This window comes from Aeromonas sp. HMWF016, from assembly GCF_963878195.1.
In the GTDB taxonomy this organism is placed as follows: Bacteria; Pseudomonadota; Gammaproteobacteria; order Enterobacterales; family Aeromonadaceae; genus Aeromonas; species Aeromonas lacus.
The window spans coordinates 74,436-96,681 of record NZ_CAWNWX010000026.1 but is presented as its reverse complement, the minus strand read 5'-3'; the positions used below and the strand labels follow the sequence as shown (position 1 = coordinate 96,681).

The window sequence follows — 22,246 nt, the reverse complement described above, 5'->3', positions numbered from 1 at the left end:
GGGGTGAGCGTGCTGCTCTGCGCTCTGGTGCTGGTGGCGCTCGCCTCCCAGGTGCTCTATGCGGTGGTGCTGAGTTTTTGCTACGGCGGCTTCTCGCTGTGGCGGCGCAGACGCCGCTTGTTGACCTCTGACGATATTTGCGCCATCAAGTAGCCCCCGAAAAAAGCCCCGCATGCGGGGCTTTTTGTTGCCTGTCAGTGGCTTGCGGGCAGGTCGCTGCGCAAGATGGCGTAGTGGCGCAGGGAGATGAAGCCATCCCCCTTGCGCTCACACTCCCGCGCCGTGCCCTCATAGTGAAAACCGGCCCGCTCGAGCAGACGGGCGGAGGGGAGGTTGGGCTCCTCCACCACCGCCAGCAGGCGGTGCAGCTCGGTAGTGCGGTAAGTGAGCGGCAGCCACAGTTGCAGCGCCGCGCTCATCACCCCCTTGCCCCAATGCTCGGGATAGAGCCAGTAGCCCAGCTCGGCCCGCCGGTGAGTCGGGTCGGCATCGTTGTAGCCGATTGCCCCGAGCGGTTCGCCCGTGTGCCGGTCGCGAATGAGGTGCCAGGCACCGCGCCCGCTGCGGGTTAGCTCGGCATACCACGCCATCTGGGCCTGGCACGCCGTCAGGCTGTCGTAGCTGACGCCATAGTAGGCGACGACCCGCGGATCCGACAGGCCGCGGAAGATGTGGGGCAGGTCGGCATCGGTGACGGGATCCAGTCTGATGTCGGGTTGTGTTGATGTCATGATGATTCCTTGCGGCCAACCTGGGTTGGCCGCGTGAGTTGAGTAATAAGGGATAGATCTGGCTGGCATCAGGCAAAGCCGAGCCGCTCGGCAAGGTGCGCCAGCTCGCTCTGCCACTGCTGCTGCAAGCGCGGGGTCTGGTGTCTGGGCTTGCGGGCCAGATCGGCGGCGAGCAGGGCATCGAGTTCATACCAGCGTGCCAGCAGCGCCTCTTCGTCATCCGCCGGGCTGGCCAGTGCCTGCGCCGTTGCGGGGAGGGCCCGGCTTGCCTTGTCTGCTGCCGGCAAGGGGGCATCGCCGAGCAGTTCGGCATAGGCCCGCTCGGCGCTGTGGGCCTCCCGGATCTGCCCGTCCCTGATCAGCCAGAAGCGGTTGCAGCTGCGCTCGATCAGCTCCCTGTCGTGGGAGACCAGCAGCACGCCCCCCGGGAAGGCGGTAATGGCGTCGGTCAGCTCCTCCTTGCCCGCCAGATCCAGGTGGTTGGTCGGCTCGTCGAGCCAGAGCATGTGGTGGCTGCCGAGCGACAGGGCGAGAAACAGCAGCCGTGCCCGCTCGCCTCCGCTCAAGGTATGCACCTGCTGGCCGTGGCGGGCATAAGGGAAGCCCGCCCGGATCAGCGCCTGACGCCGCGTGGTCTCCGGCAGAGGGGCCAGCGGGTAGAGGGCATCGCTCAGGGTGGCGTCGTCAGCCAGCTGCTGCAGGGACTGATCGTAATAGGCGATGCTGGCGCCGGGGTGGCAGTACCAGCCTGCCTGCGGGCTCTGCGCGGCCAGTTCGCGCCAGCACTGGCGCAGCAGGGAGGACTTGCCGGTGCCGTTGGCACCGAGCAGGGCGACCTTGTCTCCCGCCCGCAGCCAGAGCCCTTCGGCGCGCAGCAGCGGCGGCAGGTCCGGTGCTGGTGATACGTCGAGGGCCTCCAGCCGCAGCAGGGTATCGGCAGGCAGGCTCACTCCGCGCAGCTCGAGCCGCCAGGGGGCCAGCGCCGCCACCTGGCTCTGCTCCTCCTGCAGGCGGGCGATGCGTTTTTCCATGGATTTGGCCTGGCGCACCAGCTTCTCGTTGTCATGCTCCCGCCCCCAAATGGCGAGGCGTTTGCTGCTGGCACTCAGGCGGTCGATCTCTTTTTGCTCGTCAGCCCGGCGCAGGCGGGCCTGCTCATCCTCGGCGGCCAGCTCCGCCCGCGCCTGGCTGCAGGGCAGGGCGAAGCGGTGCAGCTCGCCACCCTGCAGGATCAGGGTCTGCTCGGTGACCCGGTCCAGCAGACGGCCATCGTGGGAGACCAGCACGAAGGCGCCGCGCCAGCCCAGCAGAAACTGCTCGAGCCAGAGCAGGGCGGGCAGATCCAGATGGTTGCTGGGCTCATCGAGCAGCAGCAGGTTGGGTTGGCGCAGCAGGGCACGGCCTATCTGCAGCCGACTGTGCTGGCCGCCGCTCAGCGCACTGACCGGCAGCGCGGCCTGAGCCTCCAGCTGCAGCTCGGCCAGCAGCTTGTCCACTTGCCATTCGGCGGCGGGGTCGTTGGCCAAAGCGTCAAACAGCACAGCGCGGGTGCTGAGGGTTGAGAGCCCGGCGGGCAGTTGCTGGGCCACGAACTCGCAGCGGCAGGCTGCGGCTTGCACGATCCGACCAGCCTGAGGCGTGCGCTCGCCCGCCAGCAGCGCCAGCAGGGTGCTCTTGCCGCAGCCGTTGGCGCCAATCAGGCCGAGCCTGTCGCCTGCGCGGATGCCGAGTTCGAGATTGTCAAATAACGGAAGGTGCCCCGCACTCATCTGCAGGGAATGGGTACTCATCAGGGTTGTCATGCTCTTGCTCTCTTAAATCGCAGGATCGGAAATCCCTGTCATCAGGAGCGCTGGCGACAACGGCAGAGTCGAGAAAGGTCTCGGTATGGAGGGGAGTCGGCTTTGCTCGAACCCGCTATCGCAGCGCGATGGTATGCAGGCAAGAGCAGGCAAATGTGCCGAACAGGCGGGCCGAAATGATCGGGCACGCTTGGATAACCATGTTTTACCTCCTTGTGTTTCGTTATGGCACGGTGCGGCGATTATAAGAAGAGAGCCGGATCCAGTTCAACAATTCATCATCGTTGTGGGAGGGGCCATGGAAAGGTTGCCCATATGGGCCCGCGATTCTCTAATCCCTGGCCCCAAACCCCCTGTTGGATCAACTCATCGGTGATTTGTCGGCAAAAAAAGTGGGATCCGGCTCTCGTTTTGCTTAAAGTGATTCTTTTCCGGCTCAGCCCGGAATGCCCGCAAGGATGCCCTTCAGACGTCAACAGGATGGCCTGGCCAGACTGGCTCACAGAGATGTTACTGCTTCGGTTCTCTTCTTCTCTGTCGCCCTTGCGTGACAGCGCTTCGTTCCGTTCAGTCAGCCCAGGTCCTGCGTCACTCTCATCGAGCATTGTCTCCATCTGCTGCGAGTGAATCATGAGCGAATCGGTTTTTGAGATCCATGACTGGACCCTGAGCGTTGACGACAACACGCTCTGTCGTCCCGACCGCGAGGTCTACCTCGAACCCCGGCTGGTCAACCTGTTGCGGTTTCTGGCCCGCAATGCCGGCACCGTGTTTGGTCGCGATGCCCTGATCAACGAGGTGTGGGACGGCGCCGAGGTGACCGATCAGGTAGTGACCCAGTCCATCTTCGAACTGCGCAAGATCCTCAAAGATGGTCGCACTGATGCGACCGACTATATCGTCACCGTGCCCAAGCGTGGCTACAAACTGGTGGCGCCGGTACGGCCGCAACAGGAGCTGGTCGCTGCCGAGGAGCATGTGGTCTCCTCTGCCAATTCCCAGCTCAATCCGACCCTCTCCGACCTCAGTCCACCCGCTGAGGATGAGCCACTCTCCAATATGGCCCCTTTTCCCGCCGGGCCCCTGACCCGTGCCATCTCCAACCATGCCAAGGATGCCCGCAGCCGCTGGAAGATGGTGAGTTTCGATATCTTCGTGGCAGTCATTCTGGTTGCCATCGTCAGCCTGCTCAGTTACCAGCACACGGCGCCACAGGTGCACTCCATGCTGGATCCCAACCTGCTGGTGTTCCGTTTCCACTCCGGCATGGATGACAACAACGAGAACGTCCGCCTTGCCGATGGCATCACTCGCGCCCTGATGGCCGAGGTAGCGGCGACGACGCCACTGCGGGTGCAGTATGGCGCCACCACCCTGATGGGGGGCATCATGCCCGGCAAGGAGCTGAGCGTGCGGGTCTCGCGCCAGCCGCGCGGCACCTACCTCGATCTGGAGTACCGCAATATCAACACCAACCGGGTGCTGTTCAGCCACCAGTACCAGCTCAGCCGCCATAACGTGCATGGCGTGCTGCAGGAGAGCAGTCAGGATCTGCTGCGCGCCCTCGATCAGCCGGATGCCGAGTCGGGCATGGGGTGGCCGACCGATGATGCCTCCCTGATGGCGATGATGGAGGCTCACTACTACACCAACAGCCGGGATCCGGTCGCCCTCAAGCGCGGTATCGAGCTGCTGGAGGAGGCGCTGGCGCTCCAGCCAGATCAACCGCTGCTGCTGGCGGAGCGCTATCTGGCCGGTGAGGTGCTGGCAACCCTGGCTGGCAAGTCCGAGAGCGAACGGCTGCAGGAGGTGGGAACCCATCTCGCCCGCGTAGTGCAAAATGGTGGCGCCATGCCATCCCGGGTGTGGGAGGCGCTGGCGCTGCAGGCGGTGCTCAACAGCGAGCAGCAGCAGGCGAACTATCTGCTGGAGCTGGCGGCAAAACGCGGCCGCTCGGTGCTCTATTACATACTGCAGGGCAAGCTGGCGGAGCTGGACGGCCGCCCGGAAGAGGCTGGGGATGCCTACAGTCAGGCGTTCCTGATGGAGGCGACCGAGCAGACCTATCTGCTCTGCCAGCAGCTCGGTTTCTACAGCAATATGGAGACCCTCACCCCGGCTCTGTTCGATGCGCTGGGTCAGAGCAAGGTGAAGCTCTTCTAATCCTGCGCCCTTTGTTGCGGCCGACATGACATCCTGCCCTTCGCTCAGGCCACCTTCGGGTGGCCTGAGCCGTTTCTGGCCGCCTTTATCAGGTTTGAGGCTCCTGAAAAGAGGCTATCTGCAAGCTATATCGTGGTGAGCAACCCCGGGTGATCTTCCGGCGAACCGTGCCGGGAACCCCGTTGGTTCTTGTCGCTTCTCTGCATCATCCATTTCCCGCATTCCCGTACATCCAGCTATGTCCAGCCGGAGCGAACTTCTTCCGATTACGTCATTTAGCGCATATGGCCATGGTGCCGCACGGGTTGCCAACAGTGCATTGAGCAGGCTGATGCCCCTTCGTCTGAGGAGCGGCAGCCATGCAAGGAGAGAGTGAACTGCATGCCGGATGGCGCTTATGGCGATGGGATTGGTCGGGTCGATGAGATGGATAGGACGGGAGAGATGGGGGTGGCTCTGTTCGAGTTCCTTTATCCCGGGTTTATCGCGGGAAAAATATCAAGACGGCGAGATAAAGGGGTTATCAAGGCGAAAAAACCGGGACTCCGGATATCAAGGTTTTATCAAGATGGTGGTGTGGGTTGGTGTCAATTAGCTGTTTTTAAATGGTTTTTATCAAAAACGACAGGGCAGCGAAAAAAGTTGCCTCATATTTTTATCCGTTAGCTGCTCCTTATGTTTTTCGGGGACGAGAGGCCTAGTCTGTGCCCATTCGTTGGCCGGACGTTGTGCCAACTGTGTATGTGACGACCCGACCTTTTTAAAGACCCGGAGATCTTATGTCCCTAGATACGAGCAAGAAGATCGGCCTTATCGCCTGTACAGGTGTAGTGGCCGGCAACATGATGGGGAGCGGTATCGCACTGCTGCCTTCCGCACTGGCCAACATAGGTTCCATTTCTGTATTCAGCTGGGCTATCTGTCTGGTAGGCGCCATGGGCCTCGCCTTCGTTTTCGCCCGCCTCGCTACCAAGAACCCGCAAGAGGGTGGCCCCATTGCCTACGCCGGTGAGATCTCTCCGGTATTCGGTTTCCAGACCGGTGTGCTCTACTACCACGCCAACTGGATCGGTAACCTGGCCATCGCCATTACCGGCGTCTCCTACCTCTCCGTCTTTTTCCCCATTCTCAACAGCCCGATCCCGGCCGCTGCAGCCACCATCGCCGCCGTCTGGGTCTTCACCTTCGTCAACCTGCTTGGCGGTAGCTGGGTGAGCCGACTCTGTACTCTGGGTCTGGTATTGATCCTGCTGCCGGTGGTGGGTACCGCTCTGGTAGGCTGGACTCACTTTGACAGCGCCGTCTACAGCCAGAACTGGAACACCACCAGTGGTAGCGACCTGCATGCGGTCATCAGTGCTGTGTTGATCTGCCTCTGGTCCTTCGTTGGTGTTGAATCTGCTGCCGTCTCTTCCGGCATGGTTAAGAATCCGAAACGTACCGTACCGCTCGCCACCATGCTGGGTACCGGTATCGCAGGGGTTATCTACATCCTCTCTACCCAGGTGATCAGCGGCATGTTCCCGGCCGGTGAGGTGGCTGCTTCCGGCGCCCCGTTTGCCATGGCCTCTTCCGCTATCTTCGGTAGCTGGTCTGCTCCGTTCGTCTCTGCCTTCACCGCTCTGGCCTGCTTCACCTCGCTCGGTTCCTGGATGATGCTGGTAGGCGAGGCGGGCAAGCGTGCCGCCAACGACGGCAACTTCCCGAAAATCTACGGCGAAGTGGACAAGAACGGCGTGGCCAAGAAGGGTCTGATCCTCGGCTCCTTGAAGATGACTGCCCTGATGATTGGCCTGACCGCCTTCACCTCCCAGTCCGCTCATGCTGCCGACTTGTTCAACGTGCTGACAACAGATGCGGTGCTGCTGACCATGCTGCCCTACTTCTACTCCAGCATTAACCTGATCCGCTTCGAGGGCATGACCTCCCGCAGCATCGGCGCCATGATCTTCTCCGGTGTGGCCTGCGTCTTCTGTCTGGTAGCCCTGATGGGTGCCAAGGGTTCCAACCTCACAGCTACCTTCGTGGTGTCGCTCATCATCCTGATGTTCTACGCCAAAAAACTGGGTCTGCGTCAGCACGATGCCCTGCTGAACGAACAACCCAGCAACTGATTTCCCCTTTTATCTTCCGAGCGCTCTTCACTCACCATCCCTGATGGAGAGCGCCCCTTTACGTGTGGAGCATTACGATGAATATCATTGCCATCCTCAACCACCTCGGCGTTTTCTTTAAAGAAGAACCCATTCGCCAGCTGCAAGCCTCCCTCGAGCGCAAGGGTTTCGAGGTTGTTTATCCGGTCGACGTTGCCGACCTGCTGAAACTGATTGAGAAGAACCCCCGCGTTTGCGGCGCCATCTTCGACTGGGACAAATACTCTCTGGGTCTGTGCAAGGAGATCCACGATCGCAACGAGAAGCTGCCGATCTTCGCCTTCGCCAACGACCAGTCCACCCTGGACATTCACCTGACCGACCTGCGTCTGAACGTGCACTTCTTCGAGTACCGTCTCGGCATGGCTGACGACATCGCCCTCAAGATGGGTCAGGCCACTCAGGAGTATCAGGACGCCATCCTGCCGCCGTTCACCAAGGCGCTGTTCAAGTACGTGGAAGAGGGTAAATATACCTTCTGTACTCCGGGTCACATGGGCGGTACCGCCTTCCAGATGAGCCCGGCCGGCAGCATCTTCTATGACTTCTACGGCCCGAACGCGTTCAAGGCTGACGTCTCCATCTCCATGCCGGAGCTGGGCTCCCTGCTGGATCACTCCGGTCCGCACAAGGAAGCCGAAGAGTACATCGCCCGTACCTTCAACGCCGATCGCTCCTACATCGTTACCAACGGCACCTCCACTGCCAACAAGATCGTCGGCATGTACTCCGCGCCGGCGGGCAGCACCGTGCTGGTTGACCGCAACTGCCACAAGTCGCTCACTCACCTGATGATGATGAACGACGTGACTCCGATCTATTTCCGTCCGACCCGCAACGCCTACGGCATTCTGGGTGGTATCCCGCAGAGCGAATTCAGCCGTGAAACCATCGCTGCCAAGGTTGCCGCGACACCGGGTGCCGAGGCTCCCCGTTACGCCGTAGTGACCAACTCCACCTATGATGGCCTGCTCTACAACACCGGCTTCATCAAGGAGAGTCTGGATACTCCTTACATCCACTTCGACAGTGCCTGGGTGCCTTACACCAACTTCAGCCCGATCTACGAAGGCAAGTGCGGCATGAGCGGCGAAGCGATGCCGGGCAAGGTGTTCTACGAAACCCAGTCCACCCACAAGCTGCTGGCGGCCTTCTCCCAGGCCTCGATGATCCATATCAAGGGTGACGTGGAGGAGGAGACCTTCAACGAAGCCTTCATGATGCACACCTCCACCTCGCCGCAGTACGGCATCGTGGCATCAACCGAGATCTCCGCTGCCATGATGCGTGGCAACACCGGCAAGCGTCTGATCAAGGACTCCATCGATCGCGCCATCTCCTTCCGCAAAGAGATCAAGCGTCTGCGTGATCAGAGCGAAGGCTGGTTCTTCGACGTATGGCAGCCGGACAACATCGACACCGTCGAGTGCTGGAAGCTGGATCCGAAAGATGACTGGCACGGCTTCAAGGACATCGATGACAACCACATGTACCTGGATCCGATCAAGGTCACTCTGCTGACTCCGGGTATGGGTCGTGACGGCCAGCTGCTGGAGAAGGGCATCCCTGCCTCTCTGGTCTCCAAGTTCCTGGACGAGCGCGGCATCGTGGTCGAGAAGACCGGCCCCTACAACATGCTGTTCCTCTTCTCCATCGGTATCGATCAGTCCAAGGCGATGCAGCTGCTGCGCGCCCTGACCGAGTTCAAGCGCGGCTACGACCTGAACCTGACCATCAAGAGCATCCTGCCGAGCCTCTATCGTGAAGACCCGAGCTTCTACGAAGGGATGCGCATTCAGGAGCTGGCGCAGCGCATTCACGAGCTGACCAGCAAGTACCGTCTGCCGGAGCTGATGTTCAAGGCGTTCGATGTACTGCCGGAGATGAAGATGACTCCGCACGCCGCATGGCAGCAAGAGCTGGCCGGCAACGTGGTGGAAGTGCCGCTGCGTGACATGGTTGACCGCATCAGCGCCAACATGATCCTGCCGTACCCGCCGGGAGTACCGCTGGTTCTGCCGGGCGAGATGGTGACCAGGGATTCTCTGCCGGTGCTCGAATTCCTCGAGATGCTGTGCGAGATCGGTGCCCACTACCCGGGCTTCGAGACCGACATCCACGGCCTCTATCGTCAGGCCGATGGCAGCTACACCGTCAAGGTGCTGCGTTAATCACAGTGACAACAACGGGCCGCAAGGCCCGTTTTTCCCTCCGGAATTTCTCTTTTCTTGCGTGAGTCATCATGAAGCGAGTGCTCTCCATTCAATCCCATGTGGTCTTTGGCTGTGCCGGCAACAGTGCCGCCGTCTTTCCCATGCGTCGCCTCGGCATCGAGGTGTGGCCGATGAATACGGTGCAGTTCTCCAACCACACCCAGTACAGTGAGGGGTGGCAGGGGATGGTGATGCCGGCGGGCCATATCGCCCAGCTGGTGGATGGGCTGGCGGAGATCGGCGTGCTGGCCCAGTGCGATGCGCTGCTCAGTGGCTATCTCGGTTCGGCCGAACAGGGGGAGGAGATCCTGGCGGCGGTGGCCCGGCTTAAGGCATGCAATCCCGGTGCCCTCTACTTCTGCGATCCCGTGATGGGTCACCCGGACAAGGGGTGCATAGTGGCGCCCGGCGTCACCGACTTTTTCCGGGAGCGGGCCTTGCCCAGCGCAGATCTGCTGGCCCCCAACCTGCTGGAGCTGGAGCAGCTGACCGGTCGCGACATCGGCAATGTCTCGCAGGCGCTGGCGGCGTGCCAGCAGCTGCGCGAGCAGGGGGTCAAGATGGTGCTGGTGAAACATCTGGGCAAAGCCGGCTTTGCCATGGATCGCTTCGAGATGCTGCTGGTGTGCGAGGAGGGGGCGTTTCACCTCTCGCGTCCGCTCTACCCTTTTGCTCGCCACCCCATCGGAGTCGGGGATCTGCTAAGCGCCACCATGCTGGCCAATCTGCTGGCCGGTTTCACTCCGGTGGTGGCGTTCGAGCGTACCAATGCCAGTGTCGATGCGGTGCTGGCTCGCACTTGGTTGACTGGGGCCTATGAGCTGCAACTGGTGGCGGCCCAGCATGAGATGGCGCTGCCGCTGGTGCGTACCCGGGCCACTCGCCTTGAGTAGATGCGTCGCCGATTCTGGATACAAAAAAGCCCTGCTGGTCAGGGCTTTTTCTATTTCTGAAGCATGGGGGGCTGTCGCGCCTTAATCCTTGGGATCCTTGAGCGCCTCGATCACATCCTCCTTGGGCCCGAGTCCCTCGACATGGTTGAAGGTGTCGAGCCCCTCCTGCGCACTGATGGTAAAGGCGTCGGCGCTCAGGTAGCTGCCGCTGCCAGCGCTCTCCATGATGACCACCAGCTCGGGCTGCTTGTCACCGTTGAGATCCAGCAATTTCAGCTCCTTGATGGAGCCATCGCGCGGCAGCACCTTGCCGTCGATGAACTGATCCAGCGGGAACTGGGGGTTGGCGCCGGAGTAGAGGCGCACGTCGTAGCTGCCGATGGAGGCGGGTTCACCGCGTCCTTCAGCTACCGTGATCACCTGACCGGAAGGGAGTGTCAGCTGTTTGCTAAATCCCTCTTCGGCTTGAACTGATGTACCAATAACCAAAAGAAATAATAATGCTCGGTTCATGGCAGCTCCTGTCATGTGTTGGCTATTTGGATGAAAGGTATTCATTTGTTTCTTGAGTTCACTACTTTGGAAACAACTGTTCTTCTGGAAAATCACTTTCACTTTCCCAATATATGGGTTCGCTTCTACTTGAAATAGTAAATATGCCTTTGTCGAGAGTTAGTCTGCTAAATGTGGTTTTGGTCGACTCGCCATCCCACTCACCTTGTTTAGGGATATCTGGGAAAGAACTTACTACCAAAAAACCGGAGGGAACTTCGCGCCAATTAGCCCTTAGTGCTGATAAAAGTGTCCATGTTTTGTTTATATCAGATCCTTTTAGCGGTAAAAAATGGATGCCTTTGGGTGATGCAGTAAAAGGTCGTGATTCCACACCATTAAATCCTCCGGCTCCCATAGAGCGATCTTCATCCAGAAGAAATACTGGTTTTGCTTGATCTACCAACTTGGTAGGACTGATTTTTGCTAAACGAAATACCTTCAATCGAGCAAGTTGTTCATTGTTTGTGCCAAAAATGCGTATTTCTGCGTTGACCAGAGGTGGTTCCCAAGGGCCTTCAGCTTCAGAATAAAAACCCGCATTTGGATCCGATACAACGCGAGAATCCTGATACAGACAAATACGAAGATCCTGTGAGGGATAGCACTCTCGCTGTTTGATGGTACTGGCCCAAGCTTCAGTAGCACTCGCATATAGGGAAAGAAGTCCCAGAGCCAGAAGCGTCTTGTTCATATTTTTCTCTTTGGTATCAGGGCCCATGATTGGGCCCTGCTTTTTATCATTACCAGATCTTCACCCGTTTCTGGGGCGGCAGATAGAGCTTGTCTCCCGGCTGGATGTTGAATGCCTCGTAGAAGGCGGGAATATTCGGCACCACGCCGTTGACCCGGTACTCGGGCGGCGAGTGTGGGTCGGAGCGCAGCAGCATCTGCATCAGCTCGGGACGATACATCCCTTTCCACACCTGCGCCCAGCCGAGGAAGAAACGCTGCTCGCCGGTGAAGCCGTCCAGCACCGGCGCCTCCTTGCCATCGAGCGACAGCTCGTAGGCCTTGTGGGCTATGGTGAGGCCGCCCAGATCGCCGATGTTCTCGCCCAGGGTGAACTGGCCGTTGACGAACTGGCCGTTGATGGGCTCGAAGCGGTTGTACTGGGCCACCAGCCGGCTGGTGCGGAAGCGGAACTCCTTGAGATCCTGCGGCGTCCACCAGTCGCGCATCATGCCGTCGCCGTCGGATTTGGCCCCCTGATCATCAAAACCGTGGCCCATCTCGTGGCCGATCACCCCGCCGATGGCGCCATAGTTGACTGCGTCATCAGCTGTCATGTCGAAGAAGGGGGGCTGCAAAATGGCCGCCGGGAAGACGATCTCGTTGTTGCTCGGGTTGTAGTAGGCGTTCACCGTCTGCGGCGACATGTGCCACTCGTCCCGATCGACCGGCTTGCCGAGGCGAGCCAGATTGTCGGCATATTCGAAGGCCTGCGAGCGCTGCAGGTTGCCCACCAGATCGTCCGCTTTGATGGCGATGGCGCTGTAATCCTTCCACTTGTCGGGGTAGCCGATCTTGGGTCGGAACTTGGCCAGCTTCTCGAGCGCCTGGGTCTTGGTCTCCGGCGACATCCAGTCCAGCTCTTCAATGCTCTGGCGATAGGCGGTGCGCAGGTTCTCCACCAGCTGCTCCATCCGCTCCTTGGCCGCGGGCGGGAAATAACGGGCCACATAGAGCTGGCCGACCGCTTCGCCCAGATGATCGTTCAGCACCCCCAGCCCACGCTCCCAGCTGGCCCGCTGCTTGGGCGTGCCGCTCAGGGTGGTGCCGTAGAAGGCGAAGTTGGCCCGATCGGTCTCGCTGTCGAGATAGGGGGCGTAGTCGGTCAGTAGTTGCCACTTGAGGTAGGCCTGCCAGTCGGCGATGGGAGTTTGGGCCATCACCTGATCCAGCGCGCTCAGATAGGTCGGCTGGCCGATGACGAGCTCTGGCTGGGCTGCGATGCCCGCGGCGTTCAGATAAGCCTGCCAGTCGAGATGAGGGGCGAGCCGCGCCAGTTCGCTGGCGGGGCGCTTGTTGTAGTTCTTCTCCCGAGCCCGCAGGGCCACGTTGTCCCACTGGATGGTGGCGAGCCGGGTTTCGAGGGCCAGAATGCGTTTTGCCTTGCCGCTCGGGTCAGACTCGCCGAGGCGGCTCAGCATGGCGGCGATGTGCTGCTGATACTTCTGGCGCAGCGCCTGACTGTCGGGATCCTGCTTGAGGTAGTAGTCCCGATCCGGCAGCCCCAGTCCCCCCTGATAGAGGTAGACCGCATAGCGATCCGGCGCCTTGGCGTCGGCATCGATCCAGATACCGAACGGTGCGCCACCGCCCATACGGCCACTTTGGGCAAAGGCGCGGGCCAGTGCCGCCTGATCATGGATCCGGTCGATGTCGGCAAGGGCGGGGGCCAACGGGGTTAGCCCCTTGGCATCGCGGCCTGCCTGATCCAGATAACTGGCGTAGAGATCGCGGATCTGTTGGGTCGGCGTGCCGGTGGCGGTCTGCTGATGGGCCAGCCCTTCGACCAGCACTCGCACGTCGGCGAGAGATTTGTCCCGCAGCATGTAGAAGGCGCCATCGGCGGGGCGATCGTCGGGGATCTTGACGGTGGCAAGCCACTTTCCGTTGACGTAGCGGAAGAAGTCATCACCGGGTTTGACCCGGGTATCCATATTGGCCAGCGCCAGTCCGGAGTGTTTCGGTGCGCTCTCGGGCGCCTGGCTGCAACCAGCCAATAGGGCCAGCCCGATAAGGCCGGCCAGAATGCTTTTCTTGTTGTTCATGGGATCTGATTCCACATCGGGTTGTTTGCTTCCCTGTCTGCGCCTCTTCTGAACTGGTGACTTTCGGGTCTGCGCAGGCGAGCCCTACTCTAGGGTGGGTTGCCGTGCCGGCGCAAGCGGCGTCGTCAGGATAAATAATCCCGAACGAGCCCCTAGTCGCCGCAGTGCAGCTTGCCAGCCGCGACTCTGCTAAGATCGGCCGGTCCGTTTTGGGGAAGCCTATGATTTCTCATCTTTATTCTCGCTTTTGTCTGACTCTGCCAGAACCGGAAGGTTCCACTCGCCTGCTGGTGGCCTTCAGCGGTGGCCTTGATTCTACCCTGCTACTGGCGCTGGCAGCGCAATTTGCCCGTGAGCGCGGCCTGCCGCTTCGAGCCCTGCACGTGCACCACGGTCTCAGCTCCCATGCCGATGAGTGGGTCGCTCATTGTGAAGCCGTGTGTCGGCAATTGGCGGTGGAACTGCTGGTCGAGCGGGTAACCCTTGCCCGCGGCAATGGCGAGAGTCTGGAAGCGCAGGCACGCACCGCCCGCTACCAGCGGCTGATGGCGCACATGACGGAGGGGGAGTGGCTGCTCACTGCCCACCATCAGGATGATCAGCTGGAGACCCTGCTGCTGGCCCTCAAGCGCGGCGCCGGTCTGCGCGGTCTGGCCGGCATCCTGCCAAGCCAGCCCTTTGCTGGCGGTCTGCTGCTGCGGCCGCTGCTCGAGATCAGCCGGGCCGAACTGGCCGAGGTTGCCGCCACCCTGCCTTATGGTTGGGTCGAGGATGAGAGCAATCAGGATGTGAGTTATGACCGCAATTTTCTGCGCCAGACGCTTATCCCCCAGCTCAAGGCGCGCTGGCCTGCCATTGCCCGTACTGCCGTCCGCAGCATGGCGCTGTGTGCCGAGCAGGAGGCGCTGCTGGACGAGCTGGCCGAGAGCGACTGGCAGCTGGCCGGCGAAGGGGAGGCGCTCCATATCGGCCCGCTGCACGCCCTCTCGCCGACCCGGCGCAACAACCTGCTGCGCTACTGGATCCGCCGTCAGGGAGGCGAGATGCCATCGCGCGAGCAGCTTGCGAGGTTGTGGCAGGAGGTGGCGCTGGCGCGGCCCGATGCCAACCCGCAGCTCAACTGGGGCGGTCTGAGTTGCCGCCGTTTTCAGGAGCGCCTCTATCTGGTCGCTCCGGGTCTGCAATCTTGCCATCAGGTGCTGGCGCTGACGCCGGGCGAGCCGCTTACCCTGCCGGATGGGTTGGGTGAACTGGTGGTGCGTATGGAGAAAGCGGGAGAGGGGTTGCTGCGTTTGCCGCGGCCGGAGGAGCCTCTGTCGGTGCGCTTTGGCGTGGCGCCGGGGGCCATGCTGAAGCCGGTGGGACGCGGTGGCAGCCGACGCTTGAAGAAGCTGCTGCAGGAGTACGGCGTGCCGTCGTGGCAGCGGGGGCGGATCCCTATCCTCTACTATGGCGAGCAGGTCGCGGCTGTGGTCGGACTCTTTGTCTGCGACGGATTTATGGCAGAGCAGGGGGGGCTTTCATGTCAATGGTTGCCAACGCAAGGGGGGTTGCTGTTGCCTGAGCAGGAACCTGAGTGAAAAAAGGGCTCCGGTCACATGGCTGCATGTGCCGGAGCAAAGAAGAGTACCCGGTTATTCCGCGAGGCCGGCTTTGCCGGCTTTTTTGCGGGCGTAGAGGTGGCTGTCTGCCGCCTCGTAAAGAGCTTGTACACTGACGCCTGATTGCCAGCTGGCGGCCCCCAGACTGCAACCGACCGAGAAAGTGCTGAGCTCCTTGTTGGTCATCAGCATGTGCTGCAGGCGCAGCCAGACCGGGCGCCACGCCTCGGGTTCGGCCGGTTGCAGCAGCAGGGCGAACTCATCCCCCCCGAGCCGGAAGGCCTGATCCGTACTGCGGATGCACCCCTTGAGCAGCTGGGCAAAGCGGCTCAGTACCAGATCCCCGACCGGGTGGCCCCAGGTGTCGTTGATCTGCTTGAAGCGATCGAGATCTAGCAGCACCAGCACCAGACCATGGGGCTCGCGGCTGTGCTGCTCGATGGCGCGGCCAATCGCTTCGTCAAAATAGGATCGGTTGCCAAGGCCGGTCAGGTGATCGAGGCGCACCTGCTGATCCAGCTTCTCCAGCCGCATGTAGAGCGGCAGCAACAGGCTGAGCAGCTGATGGTACTGCAGCAGCACACGCTGCTGGCTGCCGCTCAGCGGGTGTTCCAGCTCGTAGTGGAGTTGGCCGAGTAGCTGCTCATGCTGGCCGCGCAGCTCGAACAGGTAGCTGTGCAGGTTGAGGGTGGCCATCGGTGGGTGCTGGATCAGTACATGGGGGTGGCTACCGTCCATATAGAGACTGTGGATCCTGACAATTTTTGCCGCTCGATCGGCAAAAGTTGTCAGCAGGCCGCCGAGCTCGTGCTGCCCCAGCAACTGCTCCAGCAACTGATTGCGTTCTACGCTGGGCAAGGGCGTGAGCCGCTCCATCTGGCGAACCCACTGCTCGATGCCATGGCTAAAGCCATTGAGTGACGATCTGTTTTCCATGGTCTTCCACCTGTAACCACTTGACTGCTCCCCTTCACCTGCAATTGGCATGCCCAATATATGTTTCCTGAGCCAAGGATCGGCTGACTAGACTTAAGTTGATAAAAAGGAGGGGAAAATTTGTACACAGACCTGCTGATCCTGCTCTTCGCCGCCGTCCTGCTGGTGGCAATTTTCCGACGCTTCGGCTTGCCGGTGATCCTCGCCTACCTGATTGCCGGCGTACTTCTGGGCCCGCACGGGCTGGCGGTGATCACCGGCCAGTCGATCATGCAGACCATCGCCGAGCTCGGGATCGTCTTTCTGATGTTCTCGCTGGGGCTGGAGTTCTCCCTCCCCAAGCTGCTGGCGATGCGCTATCTGGTGTTGGGAGTAGGCGGCTTGCAGGTGCTGCTCACCTCGCTGCTCTTCTTCTGGTTTGGCTGGCATCTGGGGCTGAGTCTGGCGCAGGCGCTGGTGGTGGGGGGCACGCTGGCGCTCTCCTCGACGGCGGTGGTGATCAAGCAGCTGGGCGAGCAGAAGCAGCTCCATACCCGTCGTGCCCAGTTGGGGGTGAGTGTGCTGCTGTTTCAGGATCTGGCGGTGGTGCCCCTGCTGGTGATGATCCCCATTCTGGCCGAGCCACAGGTGCAGGGCAGCGCGCTGGCTGCCGAGATCGCCTGGGCGATTCTCAAGGGGAGCTTTGCCCTGTTGAGCTTGCTGGCAGTGGGCAAGTGGCTGTTGCCGCTGCTGTTTCATGAGGTGGCGCGGGCCCGCTCCGACGAACTGTTCGTGCTGAGCGCCCTGCTGGTGGCGTTGCTGGCCGCTTTCATGACCTATTCGCTCGGCCTCTCGATGGCGCTGGGAGCCTTTCTGGCCGGCATGATGCTGGGGGAGTCCCACTATCGCCATCAGCTTGAAGTGGATATCAAGCCCTTTCGCGACGTGCTGATGGGGCTCTTTTTCATCACCATCGGGATGAACATGGACTGGGTGTTGGTGGCGCAGGCATGGTGGCAGGTGTTGCTCTGCGTGGTGCTGCTAGTGCTCTGCAAATCCCTGCTGGTGCTGCTGGCCGGCCGGCTGATGGGGGAGCGCAAGCGCGACAGCATGGCGGCCGGTATCATGTTGAGTCAGGTGGGGGAGTTCGGCTTTGTACTGCTGGCGTTGGCGCTCCACCACGGCCTGCTGGATCCGCAACTGGTCTCCCGGCTGATTGGCATCGGCATCATCTCCATCGCCATGACCCCCTGGCTGGTCACGCAGGCCCACTCGCTGGCCCGCAGTCTGACCGATCCGGCGCTGTTGACCCGCTCCGAAGTCGCCCAGTCCGGGCTTAGCAAGAGCCAGCACGTCATCATTGCCGGATTTGGTCGGGCGGGGCAGACCTGTGCCCGTTTTCTCAAGCTTGAGGAGATCCCGTTTCTGGCGCTCGACCTTGATCCGGAGCGGGTGAGCGAGGCCAAGCTGGCAGGGGAGCAGGTGGCCTTTGGCGATGCCAGCCGGCGCGATATCCTGCTGGCGGCCGGTCTGCTGCGGGCCCGGCTGGTGATCATCACCTTCGACGATCGCAAGCGGGTGGAGGCGATGCTGGCGCTGATCCGCGAGTTGGCAGGAGAGCTCAAGGTGCTGGTACGCACCCGGGATGACAGCTTTCTCGAGCAGTACAAGCTGGCGGGAGCCTTCGAGGTGATCCCGGAATCCCAAGAGGGGGCTCTGATGCTGGTCTCCCATCTGCTGGTCAATTGCGATATTCCCCTCGGGCGGGTGATCCGGCGCATGGAGCATGAGCGCAGCAGCCAGTACCGCTTTCTGCACGGCTTCTACTGGGGAGATAAGAGCGCCAACAACCTTGAGGCTGACCAGCTGCTCGAGCGTCTCCACCCATTGATGCTGCATGATCAGGCGTGGGCTGTGGGGCGCGAAGTGCGGGAGCTGCCGCTGGATGAGGTGAGGATCAAGGAGGTTCAGCGTGGCGATCAGATGCTGGAGCCTCGGGATGAGCTGACCCTGCAGGCTGGCGATCGGCTGATCCTGTTTGGTTCCGCGGTCGCCATCGAGCAGGCGGAGCAGCGCCTGCTCGAGGGGCGCTGAGAAGCGTTACTCTTTCTCCTTTGGCTGAGCCTCGATGCCGAGAAAGTCGATCACCCGGGCCTGCTCCCTCAGGGTGTCCCGATAGCCCAGCTTGATCAGCTGCTGGCAGTAGCCCGGATAGAACATCAGAAAACTGGCCAGACTGCTGGTCTCATCCCCCTTCACCCCCAACACGCGCAACAGGCGGCGCAACTGCACCGGCAGCTTGCGCAGATAGGCCAGCGCGATGGCATCGAGATCTTCGCTTGGCTTGAGCACGCAGGTCTCCACCCGCTTCAGCTTGAGGCGATTGCGCTCCCGCTCCGGAATAAGATCCAGAGTCTGGTTGATGCGCCACAGCCGCTCCAGATCGGAGTTGAGGGTGTCGGTAAAGACGGTATCGAGCAGATGGCTGGCGATATTGGAGCTGGTGAGATGGCCATGGTGGTGAGTGGGTGCCGAGTGTGCCGGCGGATCGAGAGTGATCAGCAGGATCCGCTCCGCCCCCAGATGGATGGCGGGGCTGAGCGGGCTCAGCTGATGGATTGAGCCGTCGCCGTAGAACTTGTCGCCGATATGGGTTGCCGGAAAGACAAAGGGGAGCGCCGAGGAGGCGAGCAGATGATCCGAGGTAAGCAGGGTGCGCACCCCACGCCGTCTGGCTCGCTCCCAGGGATGGTGGTCGGCCCGCCCCTGAAAAAAGGTGGTGGAGAGACCGTCGTCGTAGTCTGATGCCGTGATGGCAAGCGCCTCCAGACTGCCGTAGAGGATGTTGTCATCGATGCGGTGATAGTCGATGAGCTGATCCAGCAGGCGGCGCAGCGGCGCGTTGTCAAACAGATGAAAGGCGTGGTTGGTATCGGGATTGATGAGGCCAGCCGAGCCTTCGTACATCAGTCGCCACAGCAGGCGCCCCGGGTGAAAATCGAAGATGTGGTGGGTCTCGAAGCGGCGCCAGACCCACTCCAGCTTGCGCACGCCCAGATGAAAGCTGGAGGCGTAGCAGGCGAGTGCGGTGACGTTGATGGCCCCGGCCGAGGTGCCGCACAGAATGGGAAAAGGGATGCCGAGATTGCGCGGATAGAGCTCCGCCACGGCCTTGAGAGCGCCGACCTGATAGGCGGCGCGCGCTCCGCCTCCGGTGAGCAACAACGCTGTATTGGGTCTGGCCATATGCTGGCGCCTTATAGTGTTCTGACAAGGATGCTCCCACTGACAAATTAACTATAAGGCGCTGTATCAAATATAAAAACGGGCGCTTGCCCGTTTTTTTCATGGTCCCCGGTCAAAGGGCACGGTGGGGATTTTCCGGTCGAGCCAGCTGATCGAAGGCGGCGAATACCGGCGCACTGGCAAGAATGCGACCGTGGCCCAGACCCCGGGTGCTCACCAGCCGGGTATGCCCATCCTGGCTGGCCCGCAGGGAGTCGCTATGGGGGGCGAATCTGTCCTCTTCGTCGTGCACTATGATGGCCTCGCCGCTGCGGCTGGCAAGGCGACCCAGTGGATCGACCGTGCTCAAGGGGTGCTGATACTCCTGCTCAATCTCCTTGACCACCGCATCGAACAGCCGGATGGAGTAGCCGGAGCGTGCCACCATGCCGTAGAGCTGGGGCACATAGTCGAGCACCGGCGAGATGAGCAGCAGCGGCAGTCCGTCGAGATGCTGCTGGCGGCTGGAGAGGGTGACGGCGCCCCCCATGCTGTGGGCGATAACCCCATGGACAGGGCCCACTTCCGTAGCCAGCCGGGCGGCCAGTTCGTCGAAGGCGCGCACGAAGCGGGGTAGGTGGCCGGTATGACCGGCGCTGTGGCCGTGGGCCGGGTGATCGTAGGCTATTGCCGTAAAACCCTGCGCGGCGATGTGACTCATCAGCGGATAGAACTGGCTGGCACTGCCTGACCAGCCGTGCATCAGCAGCCAGAGCGGCCCCTGACCGAGCCGGTAGCTCATCAGTGTCCCTTCGCTGGTATGGACGGCCTGCTTGACCAGACCGGCTGGCGCTGCGTTGTCCCGCTGGTTGCGCTGGGGGGTCAGCAGCAACTTGCTGGCAGTGCGCTTGGCATGGCCGGGTGCCAGGGTATGGTGCAATCGGGTGCCGATCCCCAGCAGCCATTTGCTCGGGCTGAAGCGGCGGGTGTTGAAGTAGATCTTGCTGCTCATGGTCATCCTGTGGTTTTTATGTGCGAACGGTCGTGCTTTTTTGTTGGTTTTAAAAAAGGATTGCCAGGAGATCAGCGCCAGCTGGCGAGCAGATCTTCCACTTCGGGCCAGAAGTGGCGGGCCGGATCCTGACACAGATTGAGGGCGTTGAACACCTGATCCGCCAGATAGAGGCCATAAAGGCGGTAGACGGCACGCCAGGGATCCATCCCCTCGCGCCACTCCCCCTCTACCTGTCCCTGTGTCACCTGACGAGCCAGATAGTCGAGCCAGAAGCGCACCAGCTGGCGGGCTGCCTGCTGCACCTCACCCTCCTGCGCCGAAGTCCAGGCATCGAGAAACATGCAGCGACCGGCAAAGCTCTGGTTCCAGGCCAGCCAGGCCTGCAACAGGGCGATCAGCTTGTCGTGTTGGCTCTGGTATTCCTGCTGGCGCACTGGCTGGATCACCCGTGTCCGAAACACTTCGGCAGCGAACTCCAGCACGGCAATCTGCAGATTGTCGCGAGAGTGAAAGTGGGCGAACAGGCCGCTTTTCGACATCTCGCAAGCGTTGGCCAGCGAGCCGATGGTGAGGCTCTCCAGCCCTTGCTGGCTCGCCTGCTCGAAGGCTGTCTGCAAAATGTTTTCCCGGGTCAGGCGCCCCTTGCTCATCGTGATCTCCTCATGGCTGGTGGCAGCATAAAGTACGATCGTGCTATTTGTCGAGCGGTAGATAGGTTGCGTGCAGGATGGGAGGGCTCAACCCTCCTTGATATCCATCTGCTGCAACGCGATGACCGCCTGAGTGCGGTTCTTGACCCCGAGTTTGCGGAAAATCGCCGTGATATGAGCCTTGATGGTGGCTTCGGAGACGTTGAGTTCCCAGGCTATCTGCTTGTTGAGACTGCCGTCGCGCAGCATGATCAGCACCTTGTACTGCTGGGGAGTGAGGCTGGCCAGCTTGCTGGCGAAATCGGGGCCATCTTCCGATTCGGGATGGAGCGAGATCCCCTCTGGTACCCAGTTATCGCCCCCGATCACCGTATTGAGGGCGGTGACCAGCTCCTTCATCGGCGCCGACTTGGGAATGAAGCCGAGTGCGCCAAGGCGCAGCACCTGCTGGATGATGGCGGGGTCTTCCGAGGCGGATACCACCACGACCGGCAGGTCGGGATATTGGCCGCGCAGGTGAGCCAGCCCTTCAAAGCCGTTGGCGCCCGGCATCTTGAGATCGAGCAGCAGCAGGTCGACCTCCGGATGCTCGCCGAGGAGGTGGGTAAGGCTGTCGATGGAGTCCGCTTCCAGCAGATGGGCATCGTTGATGGCCATGTGCACCGCTTGATAGAGGGCGCCCCGAAACAGGGGGTGGTCATCTGCGATGACGATGGTAAATTGGCTGTCCATATCTCAGTTAATGGCTCACATGGTTGCTAACTGATTGTTTTGAAAAATCAAACTAGCATCGCTCATCGGGAGGGTCAAACCTGCCTGTGCGCAAATGTGAAGCTGGCGCTGGATGTCGTGCCAAGAGGCCGACGGGGCGTAAAGCGCAAGTCCCTGCAGGAGGCAAAGATGGGAGTTCTGGTATTGACGGTGGGCACGGGCTCCACCTGGGCGATGCGGGCGGCACTGGTGCTCGCCATGAGCGGCCTGACATGGCAGGAGCAGGTGTTCGATCTGGAAGATGCCAAGTCGTTGGTGCGGCTCAAGCGGGTGGCGCCGGCCGGGCTGGTGCCCTGGCTCGAACACGATGGCGTGCGGGTACACGACTCGCTTGCTATCGCCGAATACATCCACGAGCTGTGCCCCGATCGCCAGCTCTATCCCGTATCTCAGGCCGAGCGGGCACTGGCTCGCAGCCTCTGCGCCGAGCTGCACGCCGGTTTTCGCCAGAGCCGCACTCTGCTCCCCTTCTTCCTTGGTGCTCCCACCCGCAGCGAGCCGCCGGTTGAGGCGGTGGGCGAGCTGGCCCGTTTGCAGGAGGTCTGGTCGCAGGCGCGGGGCCCCTTCTACTTTGGCGAGGCGGGTATTGTCGACGCCTTCTATGCGGTGATGGCCTATCGGCTGGCCAGCTACGGTATTCTGTTGCCCGGTCAGGCGGGGGTCTATCAGCAGGCACTATTGGCCTGGCCCTTGTGGCAGGAGACCTTGGTCAAAGCTCGCCTGCAGTGGCCGGCGGCTGTACGCCAGACGCAGTAAGTCGATAGGCGTGCAAAAGAGAGGGGAGC

The 22,246-nt window shown here is 61.2% G+C and carries 18 protein-coding genes and 1 pseudogene; 9 read left to right on the top strand and 10 right to left on the bottom strand.

Features of this window, described 5'->3' with window-relative positions; all coding sequences use genetic code 11:
* Positions 1-153 (top strand): annotated as a pseudogene (locus AACS24_RS04165) (L-methionine/branched-chain amino acid transporter); the annotation flags it as partial.
* Between the two features lie 41 nt (positions 154-194).
* Here AACS24_RS04165 and AACS24_RS04160 read toward each other — a convergent pair.
* Together AACS24_RS04160 and AACS24_RS04155 are read right to left on the bottom strand one after the other, a co-directional pair.
* Positions 195-731, bottom strand: coding sequence for a GNAT family N-acetyltransferase (locus AACS24_RS04160; RefSeq protein ID WP_108572452.1), 537 nt, complete (start codon positions 729-731; stop codon positions 195-197).
* A 68-nt stretch (positions 732-799) separates the two neighbouring features.
* Positions 800-2,533 (bottom strand): ABC-F family ATP-binding cassette domain-containing protein, encoded by a 1,734-nt coding sequence (locus tag AACS24_RS04155; RefSeq protein ID WP_108572451.1) that lies wholly within the window; start codon positions 2,531-2,533, stop codon positions 800-802.
* A 630-nt stretch (positions 2,534-3,163) separates the two neighbouring features.
* On the opposite strand from AACS24_RS04155, the gene cadC reads away from it, so the two are divergent.
* The 5 genes from cadC (at position 3,164) to pdxY (ending at position 9,955) form a co-directional block, all read left to right on the top strand.
* Positions 3,164-4,696 (top strand): lysine decarboxylation/transport transcriptional activator CadC, encoded by a 1,533-nt coding sequence (cadC, locus tag AACS24_RS04150; protein ID WP_108572449.1) that lies wholly within the window; start codon positions 3,164-3,166, stop codon positions 4,694-4,696.
* A gap of 381 nt (positions 4,697-5,077) precedes the next feature.
* Positions 5,078-5,362 (top strand): hypothetical protein, encoded by a 285-nt coding sequence (locus AACS24_RS04145; RefSeq protein ID WP_108572448.1) that lies wholly within the window; start codon positions 5,078-5,080, stop codon positions 5,360-5,362.
* Positions 5,363-5,475: 113 nt separating this feature from the next.
* Complete coding sequence (cadB, locus tag AACS24_RS04140; RefSeq protein WP_108572447.1) at positions 5,476-6,810, top strand: cadaverine/lysine antiporter; 1,335 nt, start codon at positions 5,476-5,478, stop codon at positions 6,808-6,810.
* A gap of 77 nt (positions 6,811-6,887) precedes the next feature.
* Positions 6,888-9,020: a lysine decarboxylase CadA gene (locus AACS24_RS04135; RefSeq protein WP_108572446.1), complete on the top strand. Its 2,133-nt coding sequence runs from the start codon at positions 6,888-6,890 to the stop codon at positions 9,018-9,020.
* A 71-nt stretch (positions 9,021-9,091) separates the two neighbouring features.
* Positions 9,092-9,955, top strand: coding sequence for a pyridoxal kinase PdxY (pdxY, locus tag AACS24_RS04130; protein ID WP_108572445.1), 864 nt, complete (start codon positions 9,092-9,094; stop codon positions 9,953-9,955).
* Between the two features lie 81 nt (positions 9,956-10,036).
* Here pdxY and AACS24_RS04125 read toward each other — a convergent pair whose 3' ends face one another.
* The 3 genes from AACS24_RS04125 to AACS24_RS04115 form a co-directional block, all read right to left on the bottom strand.
* Positions 10,037-10,468 carry a PliI family lysozyme inhibitor of I-type lysozyme gene (locus AACS24_RS04125; RefSeq protein WP_108572444.1) on the bottom strand — a complete coding sequence of 144 codons (432 nt, stop codon included), beginning with the start codon at positions 10,466-10,468 and terminating at the stop codon, positions 10,037-10,039.
* A 61-nt stretch (positions 10,469-10,529) separates the two neighbouring features.
* Positions 10,530-11,201 (bottom strand): hypothetical protein, encoded by a 672-nt coding sequence (locus AACS24_RS04120; RefSeq protein ID WP_146181455.1) that lies wholly within the window; start codon positions 11,199-11,201, stop codon positions 10,530-10,532.
* Between the two features lie 49 nt (positions 11,202-11,250).
* Entirely contained in the window at positions 11,251-13,284 is a 2,034-nt protein-coding gene (locus tag AACS24_RS04115) for a M13 family metallopeptidase (RefSeq protein ID WP_181364305.1), read from the bottom strand.
* A 221-nt stretch (positions 13,285-13,505) separates the two neighbouring features.
* Here AACS24_RS04115 and tilS point away from each other — a divergent pair, with 221 nt between their 5' ends.
* Positions 13,506-14,864 (top strand): tRNA lysidine(34) synthetase TilS, encoded by a 1,359-nt coding sequence (gene tilS, locus AACS24_RS04110; protein WP_108572442.1) that lies wholly within the window; start codon positions 13,506-13,508, stop codon positions 14,862-14,864.
* A 54-nt stretch (positions 14,865-14,918) separates the two neighbouring features.
* Here tilS and AACS24_RS04105 read toward each other — a convergent pair whose 3' ends face one another.
* The gene (locus tag AACS24_RS04105) at positions 14,919-15,821 is read right to left on the bottom strand and encodes a GGDEF domain-containing protein (protein ID WP_033115791.1); all 903 of its coding nucleotides are present in this window, start codon (positions 15,819-15,821) and stop codon (positions 14,919-14,921) included.
* A gap of 120 nt (positions 15,822-15,941) precedes the next feature.
* On the opposite strand from AACS24_RS04105, the gene AACS24_RS04100 reads away from it, so the two are divergent.
* A complete protein-coding gene (locus tag AACS24_RS04100; protein WP_181364304.1) occupies positions 15,942-17,894 on the top strand; it encodes a monovalent cation:proton antiporter family protein in 1,953 nt (650 codons plus the stop codon).
* 6 nt (positions 17,895-17,900) lie between these two features.
* On the opposite strand, the gene AACS24_RS04095 is transcribed toward AACS24_RS04100, so the two are convergent.
* The 4 genes from AACS24_RS04095 to AACS24_RS04080 form a co-directional block, all read right to left on the bottom strand.
* Positions 17,901-19,046, bottom strand: coding sequence for a patatin-like phospholipase family protein (locus AACS24_RS04095; RefSeq protein ID WP_108572441.1), 1,146 nt, complete (start codon positions 19,044-19,046; stop codon positions 17,901-17,903).
* A gap of 112 nt (positions 19,047-19,158) precedes the next feature.
* Positions 19,159-20,037: an alpha/beta hydrolase gene (locus AACS24_RS04090; RefSeq protein WP_181364303.1), complete on the bottom strand. Its 879-nt coding sequence runs from the start codon at positions 20,035-20,037 to the stop codon at positions 19,159-19,161.
* A 71-nt stretch (positions 20,038-20,108) separates the two neighbouring features.
* Complete coding sequence (locus AACS24_RS04085; protein ID WP_108572440.1) at positions 20,109-20,690, bottom strand: TetR/AcrR family transcriptional regulator; 582 nt, start codon at positions 20,688-20,690, stop codon at positions 20,109-20,111.
* Positions 20,691-20,777: 87 nt separating this feature from the next.
* Entirely contained in the window at positions 20,778-21,422 is a 645-nt protein-coding gene (locus tag AACS24_RS04080; protein WP_033115787.1) for a response regulator transcription factor, read from the bottom strand.
* A 168-nt stretch (positions 21,423-21,590) separates the two neighbouring features.
* Here AACS24_RS04080 and AACS24_RS04075 point away from each other — a divergent pair, with 168 nt between their 5' ends.
* Positions 21,591-22,217 carry a glutathione S-transferase N-terminal domain-containing protein gene (locus AACS24_RS04075; protein WP_108572439.1) on the top strand — a complete coding sequence of 209 codons (627 nt, stop codon included), beginning with the start codon at positions 21,591-21,593 and terminating at the stop codon, positions 22,215-22,217.
* Positions 22,218-22,246 lie beyond the last annotated feature (29 nt).